Here is a 17,759-nt window from a genome sequence, read left to right on the forward strand (position 1 = left end):
CGCGCTGTTGCTGTCGGTGGACGGCATTCCGAAGTACTGGTACGGACTCGACATCGACGACGCCGACAGGCTCGCGGCACTGGCGGCCAGCATGTGCTCGCTGGCCAACCAGGTCGGCAAGAAGTTCTCCACCGCCGGCTCGGACGGCGTGCGACAGGTGATCACCGAGCTCAACGAGATCATCCTGTTCGTCACGGCGGCCAGTGCGGGCAGCGTCCTGGCCGTGCTCGCGGCCAGAGAGGTCGACGCCGGCATCCTGAGTTACGAGATGCAGCGGCTGTGCACACAGGTGCCGGCCGTTCTCGTGACCCCGACACGCTTCACCGCACACCAGGTCAATGGAACGCGGTGACGATGACCGGTCCGGAGGAAGCCACTGGGGGCGAGGACCACGATTTGTTCGGTGTACGCCCGTATGCGATGACCAGCGGGAGAACCCAGCCCAGCACGCCGCTCGACCTCATGTCGTTGGTGCGAGCGACGGGGCGGGGCATGGTGGGACCAAGTCAACTGGGGGTCGAGCACGCGAAAGCGTTGGAACTGTGCCAAATACCCACGTCCGTCGCGGAGATCGCCGGCCGGCTGCGCCGGCCGGTCACCGTGACCAAGGTCGTGTTGTCCGACCTGATCGAGCTCGGGGCGGTGATCGCGAAGTTCGCGCCGAGCGAGTACTCCGACGACCCAGCCATTCTGGAGGCGGTGATTGATGGCCTCCGACGGCTTGTCTGATCTGTTCCCCATCCAGGTCAAGATCCTGATCGCGGGTGGTTTCGGTGTCGGCAAGACGACGTTCGTCGGCGCCGTCAGCGAGATCGAGCCGCTGACGACCGAGGAGACGCTGACCACGGCCAGCGCGCGCACGGACAGCGTCGCCGGTGTCGAGGCCAAGTCGACCACCACGGTGGCGATGGACTTCGGCCGGCTTTCCTTCACCGACAAGAACCTCGTGCTCTACCTGTTCGGCACTCCCGGCCAGGACCGGTTCTGGTTCATGTGGGACGAGCTGTCCCGCGGCGCGGTCGGCGCGGTCGTGCTCGCCGACACGCGCCGGTTGGCGGACTGTTTCGGCGCGGTCGAGTTCTTCGAACGGCGGAACATCCGGTTCCTGGTGGCGCTCAACGAGTTCGACGGCGCGTACCGCTACTCCGACGCCGACATCCGGCAGGCGCTCGCGTTGAAGCAACACGTGCCGCTCGTGCGGTGCGACGCTCGTACGACCACGTCCGCGAGCCAGGTGCTGATCACCCTGCTCGAGTCCGTCCTGGCGGCGAACCGCGCCAGTACCCCGATGATTCGGAGCCCACAGTGAACTATGACATCCTCGACCAGCGACTGCTGACGGCGCCGCACGACATCGAGATCCCGAAGCGGTTGGCACGCCTGCAAGAGCTGGCACAACTGGGCCTCGGCGACCGGCCGGACCCGGAGTTCGACGCGTTCGCGGCCCGCCTCGCCGCGGCGGCGAACGCACCGTACGCGATGGTCAACTTCGTCGGCGACGAACAACAGTACTTCGCCGGCCTGTACGGCCCGACGAGCACGAAGGCGGACGCACTCGAGGCGGCGTCGTCCGCGTCGCGCGAGACACCGGGGCGCACCATGTCCCGCGAGCACGGCTACTGCCCGCACGTCGTGGTGCGCCGCAAGGCTTTGGTGCTCGACGACGTGTGCGCCTACCCGAGGTTCGCGGTGAACCCGGTGGTGAACAGCATCGGCGTACGGTCCTACATGGGTGCACCGCTGATCGACCGCACCGGCACCGCGATCGGCACGATCTGCGTGGTGAACACGGAAGAAAGCACCTGGGGCCGCTCCGGCCTGGAAATGATCAAGTCAATGGCGTCCGAGGTAATGGACCTGATCCACCGCCGCGAACAACAACCCCGCTGAAACCCCGCGAGTCTCGCGTTCGGCCCCGGCGAGTCTCGCGTTCAGCACCCCCGAGTTACGTTTTCGGGAACGCCCGGGTGTACCCGAAAACGTAACTCGCAGGGGCCGAAAGCGCGACTCGCGGGAACCATCGATGACTCTGTGCAGCGGCGGCAAGGCGCCGGCACCGCACCGGCAAGCCGCCAATGTTGAACTCGCGGGTCCCCAATGTTGAACTCGCGGGTCCCCAGTGTTGGACACGCGGGTCTCCAGTGTTGGACACGCGGGTCTGGACGGTTGGACTCGCGCGCCGACCAGCCATCTGGCGTGGTGACCAACCCGAATGGGTTCGGTGGTGGCGGCGGGCCCGGGCCGGGCAGGCGCCAGCCTGCCCGGTGATTTGCCTGCCCCAGGGCGGTGGAGGCTCACGGGTCAAGGGTGGGCGAAGCCCATCGGCGAAGCCGACGCCGAAGGCGCCCTTGAGGCGTGAGTGCACCGCCCGTAAAATCCGCCGCCACCACCGAACCCACAAACCCCACAGACAGCACCAACACCCCCCGAACGAACACGAAACTCAAGGCTGCCGAACGCGCGACTCACAGGCGCCGAAAACGCGACTCGCGTGTACACGAAAACGCAACTCGCAGGGGCCGAACGCGCGACTCGCAGGGGCCGAACGCGCGACTCGCGGGGGCTGAACGCGCGACTCGCGGGTTAGCGGCGCCACCAGCGGGATGGGGTTGGTTCTGGGAGTGGGGTGCGGAGTTGGTCGGCGAATCGGGCTGACCATTCTTCGCGGTAGGTGCCGAGCGCGACCTCGGCCAGGCGTAAGCGTTGGACGTCGGAGGTGCCGGCGGGAGCGTAGATGTGGTTGGCGTCGCGGAGGAAGCGTTCGATGTGGCGGCCCGGGTGGAGGCCGTAGGCGGCGTGCACCTCCATCGCGGTGCGTGCGGAGTCCAAAGAGGACTCGACGTTGGTCAGCTTCGCACTGATCAGGTCCGCGTCGCACGGGGCGCCCTCGTCGAGCAGGTGGGCCGCGTGGTAGGCGGTGAGGCGCGCGGTCATCAGTTGTGACTGCAGCTGGCCCAGTTTCTGTTTCACCGTGGGGAGTTCGGCGAGCGGTTCGCCGTAGCGCCGGTGTGTCCTGGCGAACTCCACGGTGTGCTCGACGATCGCCTGGTGGATGCCGAGTGCGACGGCGGTCAGGTTGGGCCGGCCGTAGAGGACGCTGGACGAGTACGCGACCGCGAGGCCGTCGCCTTCAGCGCCAAGCAGGTTCGCCGCCGGGGCGCGACAGTTCTCGAAGATCAGTTCGCCGAAGCTGAAGCCGTGCAGGCCCATGGCAGGCTGATGCGGGCCGAGCGACAGCCCCGGTGCGCCGTTCTCCACCAGAAACGCTGACAGGCCACCGGAACCGGCGCCGGTCCGCACGACGACGCCGTGCAGGTCGCCGACGTGGCTGTTGCCGACGAACACCTTCCTGCCGTTGAGCACGTACTCGTCGCCGACACGTACGGCGCTGGCGGACATGCCGAGGACGTGCCCGCCCGACTCCGGTTCCGTCACGGCGATCGTTGGCATGCACCGGCCGTCGCTCACCGCGGGCAACCAGCGTCTTTTCTGTTCGTCGTTGCCAAAATGCACGATCTTCGCGACGCCGAGCTGGGAGGCCTGCACCATCGCGCCCATCGCGCCGCTGACCCGCGACAGCTCCTCGATGATGATGGTCTTGGCCAGATGTCCCATCCCCATGCCGCCATAGCTGGGATCCACCGTGACGCCGAGCCAGCCCTGATGGGCGATCAGCCGGGAAAGCTCGACGTGGACCGCCTTGCTCTCCTCCATCTCCGCGACGCGCGGAGCGACCTTGGCCTCGGCGAAGTCCCGGACCTGCGCACGCAATCGCTCATGCTCAGGCGTGGCGAAATAGCTTCCGGTTGCGGCGCTCACTTGACGACCCCCGATGATTCGTCACAGACCAACGCGAATTCATGGTTCTTTGTGTGCGGTGCACAACTTTGCCACCGATCAGACCACTTGCGGTACCTCCTTCTTGGTGACGCAGATTACTATGCGTTACGGAACGTGATACCCCAAATGGTCTACAAAGGACTGGCCGCGCGCCGCCATCGGATGTATGCGATGGTCAGGCGCGCGGCCAGACAGTATTTGGTTGTCCCTGTGACAGATCAGGCGCGAGCGCGCCGGCGACCCCCGGAAGAGTGAGCCGGGCGATCGACCGCCGGCATGCGGTCGTACGAGTCCTCCGGGCCGGGGCGGGTCGACGGCACGAACCCGTAGTCCTCGGGGCGACCGTGCTTCGGCATGCGGGCGGGCGGCAGGTTCTCGTACGAGTCGTCCATGCTGGACAACGCGGGCACGAGACGCAGGCTGCTCAACTCGGGGTTGACCTTCCGCCGCTTCCCGGGGACACCGAAGTCCGGTGTCAGGTCCTCGGCGCGGTGCGCACCCTGGTGGTTGTCCTCGATGGCCATGGTGCTGAACGAGTCCTCGGGGGCGCGACGCCGGCCGCCCGTGCTGCTCTCCGCGCCGTGGCGGGGCGGCGGGTCGCCGAACGGGTCGTTGGGACCGCGGACCGACGGCATACGGCCGAACGAGTCCTCCGCGGACAGGCTGGCCGCCGGCATGCTCGAGAACGACGACTCGGGACCACGGGTCGCCGGCGCGCGGCCGCTGTCCGACTCGCGAGCCACCGGCGGCAAGGCGCTGAACGACTCCTCGGCCCGACGCCGACCGCCTGACTCGCGTTGGATCGGCGGCAGCACCGGCGGAAGCCCGCTGAACGAGTCGTCCGTGCCACGCGAGGGGCGGCCATTGTCCGCGGCACGACGAGCGGGAGGCATGCTCCCGAACGAGTCCTCGGGACCACGCCCGGTCGCCCGGCGCGCCGGCGGCAGACCGGTGAACGACTCCTCCGGGCCGGTCGACCGGCGCCCACCCGACTCACGCCGGGCCGGCGGCATACCACCGAACGAGTCCTCCGGACCACGAGCCGCGGGCGTCCCGTTCGTCCTGCGACGAGCGGGCGGCAGGCCGGTGAACGAGTCCTCCGAGCCGCGGGGCGTCCCGTTGTTGCCACGGGACACCGGCGGGAGGCTGCTGAACGAGTCCTGCGAGCCACGCACGGGCGGCATCGCGCTGAACGAGTCCTGCGAACCACGCGCGGGCGGCATGGCGCCGAACGAGTCCTCCGGACCGCGAGCGACCGGCATCCCGTTCGAACCACGACGAACCGGGGGAAGGCTGCTGAACGAATCCATCGGACCGCGAGCCGGCGGCATGCCACCGAACGAGTCCTCCGGACCACGGGCGACCGGCATCCCGTTCGAACCACGACGAACCGGCGGGAGGCTGCTGAACGAGTCCTGCGAGCCACGCACGGGCGGCATCGCGCCGAACGAGTCCTGTGCGCCGCGGCGCGGCGGGACGTCCGAGAACTCCGGGGCATGCACGTTGCCGTTGGCGTCGAGCGGGGGCATCTGGCCGGTGACGTCGTTGCCCGGGTTCGCGCGGCTGTGCAACGGCTCGGGAAGGGAACGGATCTCCGTCAGCTCGGCCGCGCTGAACCGCGGCTCCCTCGGCCGGTCCGCCGGGGGCTTCTGCGCCGGGATGCGACCGGTGGGCGGGGTGAGCATCGGACGACCGTTCGGCGGCGTGGCGTCGCCGCGGGGGCCGCCGACGGCGGGGAACAAACCACTCGACGAGGCGCCGTCGCCGAAGGGGGCGCTGATCGGGCCGCGCGGGCCGGTCGGGGCGGCCGGGGTCGGGAAGGGGCCGGTGTTGGCCATGGCGCGGCTGGGCGGGGCGGGGGGAATGGGCGGAACCGGGGGAACCGGAGGAGGCGGCGGCGGAACCGGGCCCCGAGCGGCCGGGGGACGGGCGTTCATGGGCGGGAGGCCCTGCTGCGGCTGGCGAACGGCGACCGGGAGCATCCGGCTGAACGAGTCGACCACGTTCTGCGGGCGGCCGGCCGGCACCACGGCGCCGAGGCCGACGCCGACTGGGGTCGGCTGCTCGACGTAGCCGATCTCGGGGTCGCGGCGCTCGCCGCGCTGGAACTGCTTCTCCTTGGGCGGCGCCACGTGCTTGCCGGCGGGGCGCTTCTGCAGCGAGCCTCCGACGGTGATCGGCTGCTGCTGGCGCTCTTCCTGCGGAACGCGGGGCTTCGGCGCGGGGTTCTGACGGCTCAGGCTCTCCGTCCACGAGATCATCGCGGTCGGGCAGTCCACACCGGACACCGCCATGAGCCGGCCCTCCAGCGAGTAGCCGTACACCGTGCCGGTGCCCTCGTCCGGGGTGCCGAGCTTGACGATGTCCTTGCCCAGCTTGATCATGCCGGCCGCTTGGATGCGGTAGCTGTACTGGTCGGTCCAGAAGCGCGGCATCGGGCTGAACGGCTCGGCGTTCTCCCGGCCGGCAAGCAGGTTCTCGGCGGCCGCGCGGCCCATCTCGACCGCGTTCAGCCAGTGCTCGACACGCCGGGGAACGTTGTCGAAGCGGAGGTTCGGCCACTGGGCCACGTCACCGGCGGCGACCACGTCGTCCGCGCCGACCACGTGGCAGGTCGGCTCACAGACCACGCCGTTGTCCAGCGGCAGGCCGGAACCACGCAGCCAGTGCGTCATCGGCTTGGTGCCCGCGGCGAGGATCACGCAGGACACCATCAGCGTGCTGCCGTCGGTCAGCTTCAGGCCGACGCCCTCGGAGGTGGGGTTCCACTCCTCCACCGAGTTGCCCAGCGCCAGGTCGACGCCGTGCTCGCGGTGGGTGTTGGTCAGCCATTCGCCGAGCTCGGGGCCGAGCACGTTACCAAGCAGGTTCTTGCCACGACCGATGAGCGTCACCTCGCGGGAGAGGTGCCGGAGGCTGGCGGCCAGCTCGCAACCGGTGAAGCCACCGCCGATCACGGCGACCCGGCCCTTGGTCGCGCCGAGGACCCGCTCGAGGTCCATGCCGTCGGACATCGTCCGCAGCACCAGCACGCGCGGGTCGTGGTATGGCACGCCGCTCTGTCGCGTCGCCTCGACGCCGGTGGCGATGATCAGACCGTCGTAGGTCATCTCCTCGCCACCGGGCAGCAGCAGCGTCTTCTTGTTCGGGATCAGCTGGCGGACCTGGGTACCGAACCGCCAGCGGGCATTGAGGTCCTCGTATGCGGGCAAGGTGAGGTCGCTCGATCTCAGCTCACCTTTGAGCAGTTGCTTCGACAACGCTGGCCGGTGGTAAGGCGGCAGCTTCTCGTCGCCGAGGATCGTGATCTCACCCTCGAACTTGAGCTCGCGGAGCCGTTCCGCCGCCCGCAGGCCCGTGAGCCCGCCGCCGACGACAACGATCCGTTCGTCCCGGTTCATCGGGCACGTACCTCCTGCAACTGAATGGCCTGCATCGGACAGACCCGGGCCGCTGCCTGCGCCTGGGCACGGCTTTGTGTATCGGGATCACGGACGTAGCGCAAGCGTCCGTCTTCCATGAGTTGGAACAGGTTCGGGGATTCGGCCTGGCAGATGCCGTATCGCTTGCACCTCTGGTTGTCGACGCTGACCTGAACCTTCCGTCCCGCCCTCGGGGGTGGCGGTGGAGGTTCGACTGCGGAGAGCTGGGTCTCGGCGGCGGCCGGCGTACCGGCGAGCAGGCCGGCGCGGGTCAGGACCCGCGGTGGCATGAACCGGAGCACGGTCAGGGTCACCGCCGGGCTCAGCACCGTGATGCCACCGAGCCACACCACACCGAGGTGACCGTTGGCGACGGCACCGAACCAGGAGTGCAGGACCGTCATGGCGACCGCTGGATAGGCGAACTGGTGGAACCGCAACCAGTTCCGGTACCGGATGAACCGCCGCATCCCGGTCGAGATCAGGATTGCGGTCATGATCTCGAGGCCGAGGATGCCGAGCGTGTGCCGGAGCCGGCCACTGAACGGCACCGCGATCCCGAACACGTCCAACCCCTGCTCCCTTAGCAGGAGGAACACGATCGCATGCGTGAACCCGGTCGCGACCGTGAAGGTGGCGAGGATCATGTGACCGGAGCGGATGGCCTGGTGGCCGGTGAGCCGCTTGATCCAACCGGTGTAGGTGAGGATGCCCCAGCTGAGGGTCAGGCACATGAAGACATAGGACAGGCGGGCCGACATGGCGGCCACCTCGCGAACGCCGATGTCGTGCTGTGGCAGTGCGACGACGTCGATCATTCGGCCTTCCCGGGTGCGCTGAACGTGCGGACGACGCCGATCGTGGCCGCCATCATCAGGAACGCCACCAGGGCGGCGAGCAGCAGGTCACCACCTGACAACGAGTTCTCCGGTGTGTTGTAGCTCCTGGCGGCCGCCTCGGCGAACATGCCGTGATCGGTGGCGACGCCGCCAATGCTCTCCAGTAGGGTCATGTGCTTCATCACGATGTTGTTGGCCTGCGTCGCGAAGTCCCGGAGCTCCGAGTTGCGGGTGCCGGCACGGACCTCCGCGATCAGGCCGAACACCGTGCCGTGCGCGCCGCGCAACCGGTCGGAGAAGACCCGGTCGAAGTCCGCGCCGGACGTCGCGCTGATCTCGTCCATCCACTTCTGCGTGGACGAGGACGGCGTCTTCGTCAGCGGCACACCGTACTTGCCGGCGACGTCCGTCACGAGATCGGTCAGCTTGCGGTGGTCGGAGGCGATCGTGGCGCCCACGTCGCGAGCCCGCTGGGTGCTGCCGCGCTCCACGGCGAGGTCGCCCATCGGGACCTCCCACAGGTTCGCGAAGTTGATCACCACGAGGAACTCGCGGTCGAGGTCCGAGAGCTGACCCTGTGCGGCCTGCTGGTTCTGCTGGGGCTGTGCCTGGCTGGCCACGGCGAAGCCGACGGCGGGGAAGGTTGCACCCAGGATGACCAGGAACGAAGCCGCGATCCAGCGGATGAATTTACGTCGCATGGTTTTTAATTACCGCCCCGCGACTCAGTTGTTTACCGTTTCGTAATGCGCAATTAAAGTTTTCTCAGGCATGCTGCCGTACTCGCTGCTGGGACCCTCCCGCAGCTGGCAGCCACCAAGGAGGAGCGCGGAGACGGTTGCCAGCACTGCGATTCCGGCAACTCTAGAGCTTCGCATCCTCATGGATGAACTCCTCTGCAGTAGATATCAGAACGATTACGCCGCGTCAAGATTTTTCTTTCTGGCACACCTCGTCACAGGCGCGCTACAGGCATATACGTTTGATAACGACAGCTTCGTTCAGTTGCTCAGGGCCCAGATCTGTGACGTGGCTCACATCACCCGATCGGGCGATTAAGTTGATCACGCTTCTTACCGAATAGACAATCCCCCGAACAGCCGAATGCCCTGAAGGCCCCTTCGCGGATGTTGATCGTCGCGAAGAACCCTTCAGGGCATTCGGGAATCGGGCGCCTACATCGGCACTGTCACCTCGGTCTTGCCGGACATAGTCTTGATCTGGATCGACTCGACGTCGTCGGGTGCGACCAGCGCCATGCCCTCCATCTTGCTCATCTTCGCGCCCTCCTCGGACACCAGCCAGGTGCCCGCGGAGACCGGCTTGCCTTCCTTCGGGATCACCCACAGCTCACAGGGCGTGTTGGCGGGCAGGCCCGTCGCCGTGCCGTGCACCCACACCCAGCCCTTCTTCGGCTCCAGCGCGACGTTCATCGTCACACCGGTCTCCGGGTCGGTGGCCTCCGCGAGGCGGGCGTTCGTCGGGCTCGGCTCGACCGTGACCGTCCTCGGCGCCGCGGTCGCCGCGTCCCCTGTGGTCTCCCGGCCGACGAAGATCCCGCCCACCAGGGCCACCGCCGCGGCGGCGGCACCCACGACCACCAGGCCCGTCATGCTGCGGCGCGGTGGTGGGCCGGCCTCCGTGGCGACCCTGCGCAACGTGCGCCGTAGCAGCAGGTCACCGCTCTCCGGTGGGCCGTCCAGGAACGCCTCCGGCGGTACCTGGTCCAGCGCCCGCCGGATCATCATCAGCTCACTGACCTCGCGCTGGCAGTCCGCACAGCCAGCGAGATGCCCCTGCACCATGCGCGCCTCGACGGGGTCGAGCGCGCCGATCGCGTACGCGCCGAGCTGGGCCCGGTCGTGCGCGGGTCCGGTCATCGCCGCACCTCCCCCGACTTGCCTAGCGACTGTGCCAGCGTGGACCGCAGTGCGCGGACCGCGTGATAAGTCCTTGATTTGACGGTACCCGGCGCGATGCCGAGGACCGCGGCTGTTTCGTTGACCGTCCGGCCCCGGTAGTACAGCTCCACGAGCACGGCCCGGTGCTCCGGGGACAGGCCTTCGAGCGCACCCATCACGGTCATCGTGTCCACCACGGTGTCCGCGTGGTCGCGCTGCGCGGCTGGTACGTCAACCGGCTGGTTGACCTCCATGGGCCGCACCGCGCGGGCCCTGGCCCGGTCTGTCACGAGGTTCCTGGCCACGGTCAACAGCCATCCGCGGACCGAACCAACACCTGACCTCAGCGCGTCTGCGTGCTTCCAAGCCCGCAGCAAGGTCTCCTGAACGACGTCCTCCGCCGCTGCACGGTCTCCGGTCAACCTGGTCGCGTAGTCCAGGAGGCTTCGGCCGTGCTCGGCATAAAGGGTCTTGATCAGGTCTTCGCCGGGGTTCGCGGCGCGCGCACGCCGGGAACGCCTACCTATGATCGTCACGGCCGCCATCACCTGCCCAAGTGGCCGGTCGATGAGCAGGGTACTGGACGCAACTTCGCTCACGACTGGAACACGAGTGTGAACCGGGTTCGGTTCACGCCAACGAGATTTGATCTCCGGACACCTTAACCGTTCGTGCCGACAGCGGTTCGGTGGCCGGGCCCTGTGAAACGGACCCGTCCAGCTTGAACTTGCTGCCGTGGCACGGGCAGTTGATGGTGCCCCCGGAGATCGCATCGACAATACAACCCTGGTGCGTACACACCGCCGAGAAGGCCATGAACTTGCCGGCCGTCGGCTGTGTTACGACGAGCTCCTTGTCCTGCAGAATCATGCCGCCGCCGACGGGGATGGCGTCCGTTGTCGCCAGGACGTCCCCACCGCCACCCTGTGGCTCGGTGGTGCCCGGCGCGGTCGTCTCACCGGTTGTCCCCGGCGCGGTGGTCTCTTCGGTGCCTGGTGGCGCGGAACCGCCGGTGACCAGCTCGCCGTACTCGTTGACGGTGACGTTCATCGCCGCGAGCGGCGTTGGCGCGGGTCCCGCGGTCACCGATCCGTCCGTCACCTTGAACTTGCTGGCGTGACATGGACAGTTGATGGTGCCGTCGGCGACCGCGTCGACGAGACAGCCCTGGTGCGTGCAGACCGCGGAGAAGCCCTTGTACTGACCGGCCTCCGGCTGGGTCACCACGATCTTCTGGTTCGCGAAGACCTTGCCACCGCCGACCGGGACGTCCGCGGCCTTGCCGAGAACCTCCCCCGTCGACGTCTGCGAGCCGGCGGCCTGGTTGTCGCCCTGGTCCGGGGACTGTGGACCGCCGTATCGGGCGCAGGCCGCGCAGGCCGCGCCCACGGCTACGAACCCCACCGCGGCGCGGCGGGGGATCTGGTGTGTCATTTAGAATTTCACCCCGTACTCGGAGAAGAACCACAAGGAGGACGTCGCCCACAGGCCGACCAGCGCGGTGAATACTCCCGCGCCGACGACAGGCAGCACCCAGCCGGGTGTGCGGGAACGGGTCAGGACGATCATCTTGCAGACGAACAGGCCGTAGAAGAAACAGCCGAGAAGCGAGTGCATCAGCACCCGGGTGTCGAAGTCCTGGAAACCGAGAGCGTAGAGACAGTGCGCGGCGACCGGCAACGACACGATCACCGCGAGGCGACCTGACCAGCGGTGCATGAGCGCGGTGCCGTGCCCGGCGCTCCAGCCCGGCAACCGGCCCCACATGGCCATGGCCGACAGCACCTGGATGACCGCGAGCACGAACGCGATCGAACCCAGCCACGCCTTCGCGGACAGGCCGCTGGAGAAGCCGGCGAGGTTGAACGCGACGCCGGTGCCAACGTGCATCTTGCCGTACACGCCGATCCCGACGGCGATGAACGCGCCGACCGACAGCGCCGCGACGACGCCACGGATACCGCTTTCCTGCGGTTCCGGCTCGTCATCGTCGTCCTCGAACGCGAGAGGGGCGGCGGTGGAGGCGGACTGGTTCAGCCACTGGGCCGGGACCGGCTGTGTGTAGTCGGCTGGCGCGTTCTGCACGCGCTGGGTCGTGTCCGGCGACAGGTCCGGCAGGTCGGCGTCCGCCCACCGGTCGTCGTCCGGCCACTGGGTCTCCGGAAGTTGACCGGTCGGCCCGAAGTCAGGCGGCAAGGTCATCGGAATCTCCATTCGTGCTACCGAGGTGGAGGCCCCGGCACCCTCTTCGCTCGCACGAATCCCCCGCGGATCCGCGCCTGTCCAGAATGTCAGCCGAACCGGGTCTCGCCGGTGACCTTCTTCGCGGCCACGAAGCCGCCGTCCAGCGTCACGCCGCCGCGCGTCGTGTTCAGTGGGGGCGCGGGCTCGCTGCCCTGCGGCGTCTGCGCGATGCCGACCTGTGTGCCGTCCGCCAGGATGATCCAGCCGACGGTCGTCTGGCCGTCCTCACCGCGGTACAGCCCGGCGGGCGGCGGCGCGATGGAGGCGGAGAAGTCGAGCGTCTGCCCACCCGTGGTGACGGTGCCGACGAGCGTCTCACCCTCGAGAGCCGCGGTCAGCGTGTTGGCGTTGTCCTTGGAGGCGAGCTCGACCGCGCCGTCCTTGGCGGTGCCCTTGAGCCACGACTCGACGGCGTTCCCGTCGCACAGGTAGGCCGAGGCGTCCTCGCCCTTCACGGCCACCGCGATGTACAGCTTGCTGCCGTTCGCCTTACCCGCGTAGACGGCCTCCGCCGGGAACGCCACCTCGACCGGCTTGTCCTCGGTCGTCGGGACCTCCGACGTCTCCACCGGCGGCGCCGTCGTCTCCTGCGTCTCCGCGGGCGCCTCGGTGCTGCTGGTAGGAGGTTGTTCGTTCTGGGTCGCGCCAACCTGCGTCGGCGTCGGTGACGGACCGGCAGCCGTGACGAGGCCACCCGCCGCGTTGGCCGTCATCAGGCCGACGAGGCCGCCGACCGCAACGATCGCGGTGACCAGGGGACCGCGCTGCGCCATGACCTTCTCCCGTTCTTGTGTTTGCAGCGATGCTCGCACGGCAAGCTCCGATGCTCACTGTGCAAGTTCCGCTCGGAAACAATGAGCCACCCGCCCGCTGATGAGATACACGTGCGGGCGGGTGGCTCGGTTCAGTCAGCGTTGTCCCGGGGTCCGCGTGACCAGTCCTTCGCAGGTCCGGACGAGCACTCGGCAGGCGTCCGAGGCACGCCGGCCGAACGCCGGGTTCTCCGCGTGCTCGTGCCAGCGACGCAGTGCCTCGAGTGCTGCGGCCCGGGTGGCTCGCTGGTCAGCCTCCAACGGCAGGCCGAGGCGGACCGGGGCCGCGCCGCCGTCGTCGCCGAGGAGCCGCTCCGCCTCGCGTACCAGCGGTTTCGGCAGCGCGACCGTGCCGGCCCGCAGCGCGGAGAGCAGCCGCAGCTCGGCGAACTCGTGCGCGCCGGCGAGGATCCGCTCGATGTCCCTCGCGAGCCCTCGGTCGTCGCCCCTGGTCACCCGCTCCAGCGCGAGCAGCGCGGACCGGGCCTTCAACAGGTCGCGGCGTTCGGTGAACTGGGTGGTGAGCACCTTCTGGAGGTCGGAAAGGCCGCTGCGGGCAACCAACTCGTCGGCCAGCTCGGCCGGGGTTCTCGTGCCCTGCCTGATGAGGGAGGTCGCGAGCCGGATGCCGAACAGGCCGAACCGGGCCACCAGCTCCCCGTGCCCATGAACACGGGTGAACCGGTCGGTCGACAGCAGCGCCGACTCCAGGTCCTCGCGGGGCTTCGCGGCCAGCTCGGCCAGCGCGGTGAACTCGTTCTGCCGGAGCGTGCGGCCGGTGTGCGCGAGCAGACCGGCGACGGCGACGACGTTCTGGCACAGGCCGCGCAGTGCCGGCTCGGACCGGTAGCGGGTCGCGATGGCGCGGGCGGAGAACATGGCGTCGGCGCGGCCGCCGCCGATCTCGTCGGCGCGGGACAGCACGGCGACCGTGGTCACCGAGGTCGCCCGCGCCACGCCCCGGTCGCGGAACGACTCGAGGAAGTCGGCGTCCGCGCTGTGCAGGTGGCGCATCAGGTAGATGACGGCGTCGGCCTCGGTGGGCGTGTCGTCCTCCGGGTCGAGGAAGCGGTGCGCGCGGGCCGACACGTCGGCGTTGACCGACGCGACGCCGGGTGTGTCGATGAGCGTCGTGGTCCGCAGGCTCCTGGTCGGCCAGTCCACGACGAGCCGGTCCACGTCGTCGGCCGGACGTCCGAGGTCGATGTCGAGCGCGCCGTCACGCCGCACGACCGGCAGCTGAGCCGGGCCGCCCTGCTTCGGGTAGAGGGTGACGCGGGGGCTCAGCCCGTCTCGGTACCAGGTGACGACCTTGGTGCACTCGCCGGCGTCGGTCGGCGCGACCGCCTCGCCGACGAGCGCGTTGAGCAGCGTCGACTTGCCGGCCTTGACCTTGCCGGCGATCGCGACCCGCAGCGGCTCGTCGAGGCGGGCCACCTGGCGGCGGAGCAGCTCGACGGTGCGTGGCTGGTCGCCGTACCTGGCGATGGCCTTGTGCAGGACGTCGCGGACGGCGGCCTTCACAACAGCCCCCTGACCGTCTCCAGCTCGGCGATCTGGGCGTCCAGCTCGGCGAGCCTGCGTTCCCGCTCGGCCTTCGACGCCTTGGCGGCCTTCTCGGCGGCCTTCAGCGACTCCTGCAGCGAACGCTTCATCTCCTCGGCGCGGGTGGTGAAGTGGTCGCGCAGAACGCGCTGGACACCGCGCAGCATGTCGCGGGAGTCCTTGCCGACGTGGAAGGTGACGTCCTCGATGTAGCGGCGGAGCGCGGTCTTGGCGTCGTTCTGGCGTTTGGTGACGATCCGCTTGCGCTCGTCGCCGATGCTCCGCCGGCCCAGCAGCACCGCGGCGCCGACCGAGACCGGGTTGAGCAGAGCGAACCCGACGAGCGTGCCGAGCATGCCGAACATCAGCAGGCCCGCGTAGCCACCCTTCACCCCGGTGAGCAGGCGGCGGCCGACCGTCCACGACTCGGAGTCGCTGATCGTCATGTCCCGGACCGCGTCGAGCCCTGCCGCGGGCTCGATCCGCAGCGCCGGCAGCAACTGGGTGCGCTCGGAGTCGAAGTGCTCGGCCACCTTGCTCGCGAGCCAGCGGGCCCGCTGCGTCGCCCACACGAAGTTGGCGGACGCGGCTGAGGCGGCGGACTGCTGCACCCACTGCGCGAACTGGTCCCAGGTGCGGGTCGGGTCGCCGCCGTTCGTGATGGACTCCTCGGCGGCGCGGACGATCTCGCGGAGCCGGTCCCGCAGGTCGTAGTCGATGTCGGCGTTGAGGTCGGCGACACCGTCGTTGAGGGTCTGCTGCCAGCGCGCGGACCGTTCCTTCAGCGCGGTGGCCCGTGCCTCGGCCGCGGTCAACTCACGGAGCACGTCGCCGGGGTTGTCCTGCGCGGCGCGTTCCGCCTTCAGCTGGCCGAGGATCTGGTCGGTGACGGCGGCGATGTCGTGCGCGGTCGAGCGGCGGGTCAGCTCGGCGGCCTTGGCCAGCACCTCGTCACGCAGGTGGCGGACCAGCGGCGGGAAGCCGGACTCCTGTGACAGCTCGGTGTCGTTCGTGGTCAGCGCGTGCCAGCGCATGGTCGAGGACACCGGGAACAGCGGGATGTCGTCGAGGTGGCGCCGGTTGCCCTCCCAGATACGGCGCCACTCGGGGTACAGGTCGATCTTGGTGAGGACGCAGGCCACGGTGGGGCAGACGTCGGCGGCCTGGCGGAGGAAGTCCACCTCGGGCGCGGTCAGCTCCTGGGACGCGTCGGTGACGAAGAGGACCGCGTCGGCGGTGGCCAGCGCGGACCGGGTCGCGGCGCCGTGGACGGAGTTGAGCCCGCCAACGCCGGGGGTGTCGACGAGCACGAGCCCGCCCTTGAGCACCGCGCGGGGCACGCCCACCTCGACGTGACCGTCGTGGGTGCTCGGCTCGCAGGCGTGGTCGGCGAGCTGGTCGAGCGGGATGGGCGTGCGTTCGCCGTTCCTCCCGACCAGTATGACGGCGGCGGGATCGGCGTAGCGCACCTCGGTGGGGACGGCGGTCGCGATGTCGTCGGCCACCGGGCAGACCGGCGCGCTGACGATCCCGTTGACCAACATGCTCTTGCCCTGTTTGAACTCGCCGACGACGAGCACCCGCACGTCGTCGGCGAGCAGCCTCTCCCTGGCCTGCCGCAGCCGGTCGCCGAGGTCGGGCCGGTCGTACTTGGCGATGGCAGCGGTCGCCCGGTCGAGCGCGGCCGCGGGGTTGGGGGTCGCCATCGCGTTCACCCGACCAGCTCGTCGACCGGCTCGTCAGCCGGTGGCTCTTCCGCGGTGAACTCGGTCCCCAGGTCGGACGCCGCACCCAGGTCGGGTTCGGGGTCCGGGGCGAACCCCTCGCTCGCCCCGGAGTCTGGTTCCTCGGTCTCCGGCAGGTCCTCCGGCGGCTCCTCCCCGAGCGCCGGGTCGATGCCGGCCGCGGGGTCCTCCGCCGGCTCTTCTTCCTCGTCCCCTGGGGTCACCGTGTCGTTGTCCTCGATGCTGATCACGTCGACGTCGGTGGTGTCGTTGTCCTGGATCGCGACCACGTCGTTGTTGAACGAGTCCACGATCACGGTGTCGTTGTCGTTGACCGTGATGACGGTCGTGGTCATGTCACCCACCTCGAAGTGGGTGGTCGTGTGCTGGATCTCGCGGACCGGGTCGTTGTCGGAGCCGCTGTTGCGGTCCGGGCGGCTGCCCGCCCTCGGGTGGGCGGCGCCGGTGTCGGTCATCATGAGCCGCGCGTCCCGCACGTCCTGGCCGCTGACGTCGGCGAGGCCGCGGTCGGCGAGGGCGGCGTCCGGGTTCCGCTCGAACTCGGCGCGCGTGTCGTCGTCGCGCATGAGGCTCATGAGGAAGTCGATGAGTTCGGCGATGGACGCCATGTCGGTCACTCCTCTGTGTTCTGTCGGCTCGGGTGGCTGGGAGCCCCTGCACTCCCAGCCACCCTCGCTCCCCCGGTCAGGTGGTTCCTGTTCAGACCGTCAGGTCGAAGTCGAGGTCGTCGACCACGTCGTTGACCTGGTCCTCGATGGACAGACCGAGGTCCGAGCTCTGGTCGGAGTCCGCCACCTGCGTGGTGTCCTGGTCGGAGTCCAGGTCCGCGTCGTTGTCGGCGTCCAGGTCGTTGTCCTGGTCGCTGCTCTGGTCGGCGTCGACGTCCACATCGCTTGTCGCGTTGCCACCGTTGCCGCCGGACGCGTCCGCGTTGCCACCGTTGCCGGCGACCCCGCCGTTGCCGCCGACACCGACGCCGTCGCCACCGGTGCTGTTGCCGAAGTTGACGTTGACCTGACCGGTCTGCGAGATCGGGCCGGCCGCGCCACCGAGGCCCAACCCGGCGCCACCGTTCGCGCTGCCGCCGTCACCGGCCGCCGCGATGCCGCCGTTGCCGCCGTCACCGCCCTCCGTCTCGGTCACGGTGGTGGTGTCCTGGTCCTGCTCGGACCCGTTGACGGCCGCCTGGTCGTTGGCCTGGTCCGCGGTCTGCTGCCCGATGGTGGCCGACTCCTGGTCCTGCGTGGAGTCGAGGACGGTGTCCAGGTCGACGTCGGTGACGGTGGCCAGGAACTCGCTGAGGTTGATGGGCAATGGGTTCGACATTGTTTCGCACTCCCTGTTTTGGTTGGGGTCTAACGGTTTCCAACGCTAAGCGCGGATCCGGACGCCGCCATCGGGGCGATCTCCG

At 69.1% G+C, this 17,759-nt stretch carries 17 protein-coding genes; 4 read left to right on the top strand and 13 right to left on the bottom strand.

Annotation, left to right across the window (positions count from 1 at the left end):
- The 4 genes from VF106_RS16555 to VF106_RS16570 all read left to right on the top strand — a co-directional run.
- Positions 1-352, top strand: a 352-nt coding sequence (locus VF106_RS16555) for a roadblock/LC7 domain-containing protein (RefSeq protein WP_330840610.1), incomplete at its 5' end; no start/stop codon positions are given.
- A gap of 68 nt (positions 353-420) precedes the next feature.
- The gene (locus tag VF106_RS16560; RefSeq protein ID WP_330840611.1) at positions 421-729 is read left to right on the top strand and encodes a DUF742 domain-containing protein; all 309 of its coding nucleotides are present in this window, start codon (positions 421-423) and stop codon (positions 727-729) included.
- Positions 707-1,309 (top strand): GTP-binding protein, encoded by a 603-nt coding sequence (locus VF106_RS16565; RefSeq protein ID WP_330840612.1) that lies wholly within the window; start codon positions 707-709, stop codon positions 1,307-1,309. The genes VF106_RS16560 and VF106_RS16565 overlap by 23 nt, the downstream gene beginning before the upstream one ends.
- Positions 1,306-1,890 carry a GAF domain-containing protein gene (locus VF106_RS16570; protein WP_330840613.1) on the top strand — a complete coding sequence of 195 codons (585 nt, stop codon included), beginning with the start codon at positions 1,306-1,308 and terminating at the stop codon, positions 1,888-1,890. The genes VF106_RS16565 and VF106_RS16570 overlap by 4 nt, the downstream gene beginning before the upstream one ends.
- Positions 1,891-2,583: 693 nt before the next feature.
- Here the strand turns inward: VF106_RS16570 and VF106_RS16575 are convergent.
- The 13 genes from VF106_RS16575 to VF106_RS16635 all read right to left on the bottom strand — a co-directional run bounded on the left by VF106_RS16575 (position 2,584) and on the right by VF106_RS16635 (position 17,674).
- The gene (locus VF106_RS16575; protein WP_330840614.1) at positions 2,584-3,819 is read right to left on the bottom strand and encodes an acyl-CoA dehydrogenase family protein; all 1,236 of its coding nucleotides are present in this window, start codon (positions 3,817-3,819) and stop codon (positions 2,584-2,586) included.
- A 239-nt stretch (positions 3,820-4,058) separates the two neighbouring features.
- Positions 4,059-7,241, bottom strand: coding sequence for an FAD-dependent oxidoreductase (locus VF106_RS16580; protein WP_330840615.1), 3,183 nt, complete (start codon positions 7,239-7,241; stop codon positions 4,059-4,061).
- Positions 7,238-8,080 (bottom strand): ferredoxin, encoded by an 843-nt coding sequence (locus VF106_RS16585; RefSeq protein ID WP_330840616.1) that lies wholly within the window; start codon positions 8,078-8,080, stop codon positions 7,238-7,240. Before VF106_RS16585 ends, VF106_RS16580 begins: the two co-directional genes overlap by 4 nt.
- Positions 8,077-8,802, bottom strand: coding sequence for a DUF4142 domain-containing protein (locus VF106_RS16590; protein WP_330840617.1), 726 nt, complete (start codon positions 8,800-8,802; stop codon positions 8,077-8,079). Before VF106_RS16590 ends, VF106_RS16585 begins: the two co-directional genes overlap by 4 nt.
- 474 nt (positions 8,803-9,276) lie before the next feature.
- Entirely contained in the window at positions 9,277-9,981 is a 705-nt protein-coding gene (locus tag VF106_RS16595) for an anti-sigma factor (RefSeq protein ID WP_330840618.1), read from the bottom strand.
- Positions 9,978-10,538: a sigma-70 family RNA polymerase sigma factor gene (locus VF106_RS16600; protein ID WP_330840704.1), complete on the bottom strand. Its 561-nt coding sequence runs from the start codon at positions 10,536-10,538 to the stop codon at positions 9,978-9,980. Before VF106_RS16600 ends, VF106_RS16595 begins: the two co-directional genes overlap by 4 nt.
- Positions 10,539-10,632: 94 nt before the next feature.
- On the bottom strand, positions 10,633-11,436 hold the full coding sequence (locus VF106_RS16605) for a Rieske (2Fe-2S) protein (RefSeq protein ID WP_330840619.1): 804 nt from the start codon (positions 11,434-11,436) through the stop codon (positions 10,633-10,635).
- The gene (locus tag VF106_RS16610; RefSeq protein WP_330840620.1) at positions 11,437-12,204 is read right to left on the bottom strand and encodes a DUF6529 family protein; all 768 of its coding nucleotides are present in this window, start codon (positions 12,202-12,204) and stop codon (positions 11,437-11,439) included. It abuts the gene before it with no gap.
- Between the two features lie 89 nt (positions 12,205-12,293).
- Positions 12,294-13,019, bottom strand: a complete 726-nt coding sequence (locus tag VF106_RS16615; RefSeq protein ID WP_330840621.1) for a hypothetical protein — start codon at positions 13,017-13,019, stop codon at positions 12,294-12,296.
- Between the two features lie 135 nt (positions 13,020-13,154).
- Positions 13,155-14,582: a dynamin family protein gene (locus VF106_RS16620; protein ID WP_330840622.1), complete on the bottom strand. Its 1,428-nt coding sequence runs from the start codon at positions 14,580-14,582 to the stop codon at positions 13,155-13,157.
- Complete coding sequence (locus tag VF106_RS16625) at positions 14,579-16,309, bottom strand: dynamin family protein (RefSeq protein ID WP_330840623.1); 1,731 nt, start codon at positions 16,307-16,309, stop codon at positions 14,579-14,581. Before VF106_RS16625 ends, VF106_RS16620 begins: the two co-directional genes overlap by 4 nt.
- A 5-nt stretch (positions 16,310-16,314) precedes the next feature.
- Entirely contained in the window at positions 16,315-16,956 is a 642-nt protein-coding gene (locus tag VF106_RS16630; RefSeq protein WP_330840624.1) for an IniB N-terminal domain-containing protein, read from the bottom strand.
- A gap of 91 nt (positions 16,957-17,047) precedes the next feature.
- Positions 17,048-17,674 (bottom strand): hypothetical protein, encoded by a 627-nt coding sequence (locus VF106_RS16635; RefSeq protein WP_330840625.1) that lies wholly within the window; start codon positions 17,672-17,674, stop codon positions 17,048-17,050.
- Between the last annotated feature and the right edge of the window lie 85 nt (positions 17,675-17,759).

This window comes from Actinophytocola sp., assembly GCF_036378875.1.
Lineage (GTDB): Bacteria > Actinomycetota > Actinomycetes > Mycobacteriales > Pseudonocardiaceae > Actinophytocola.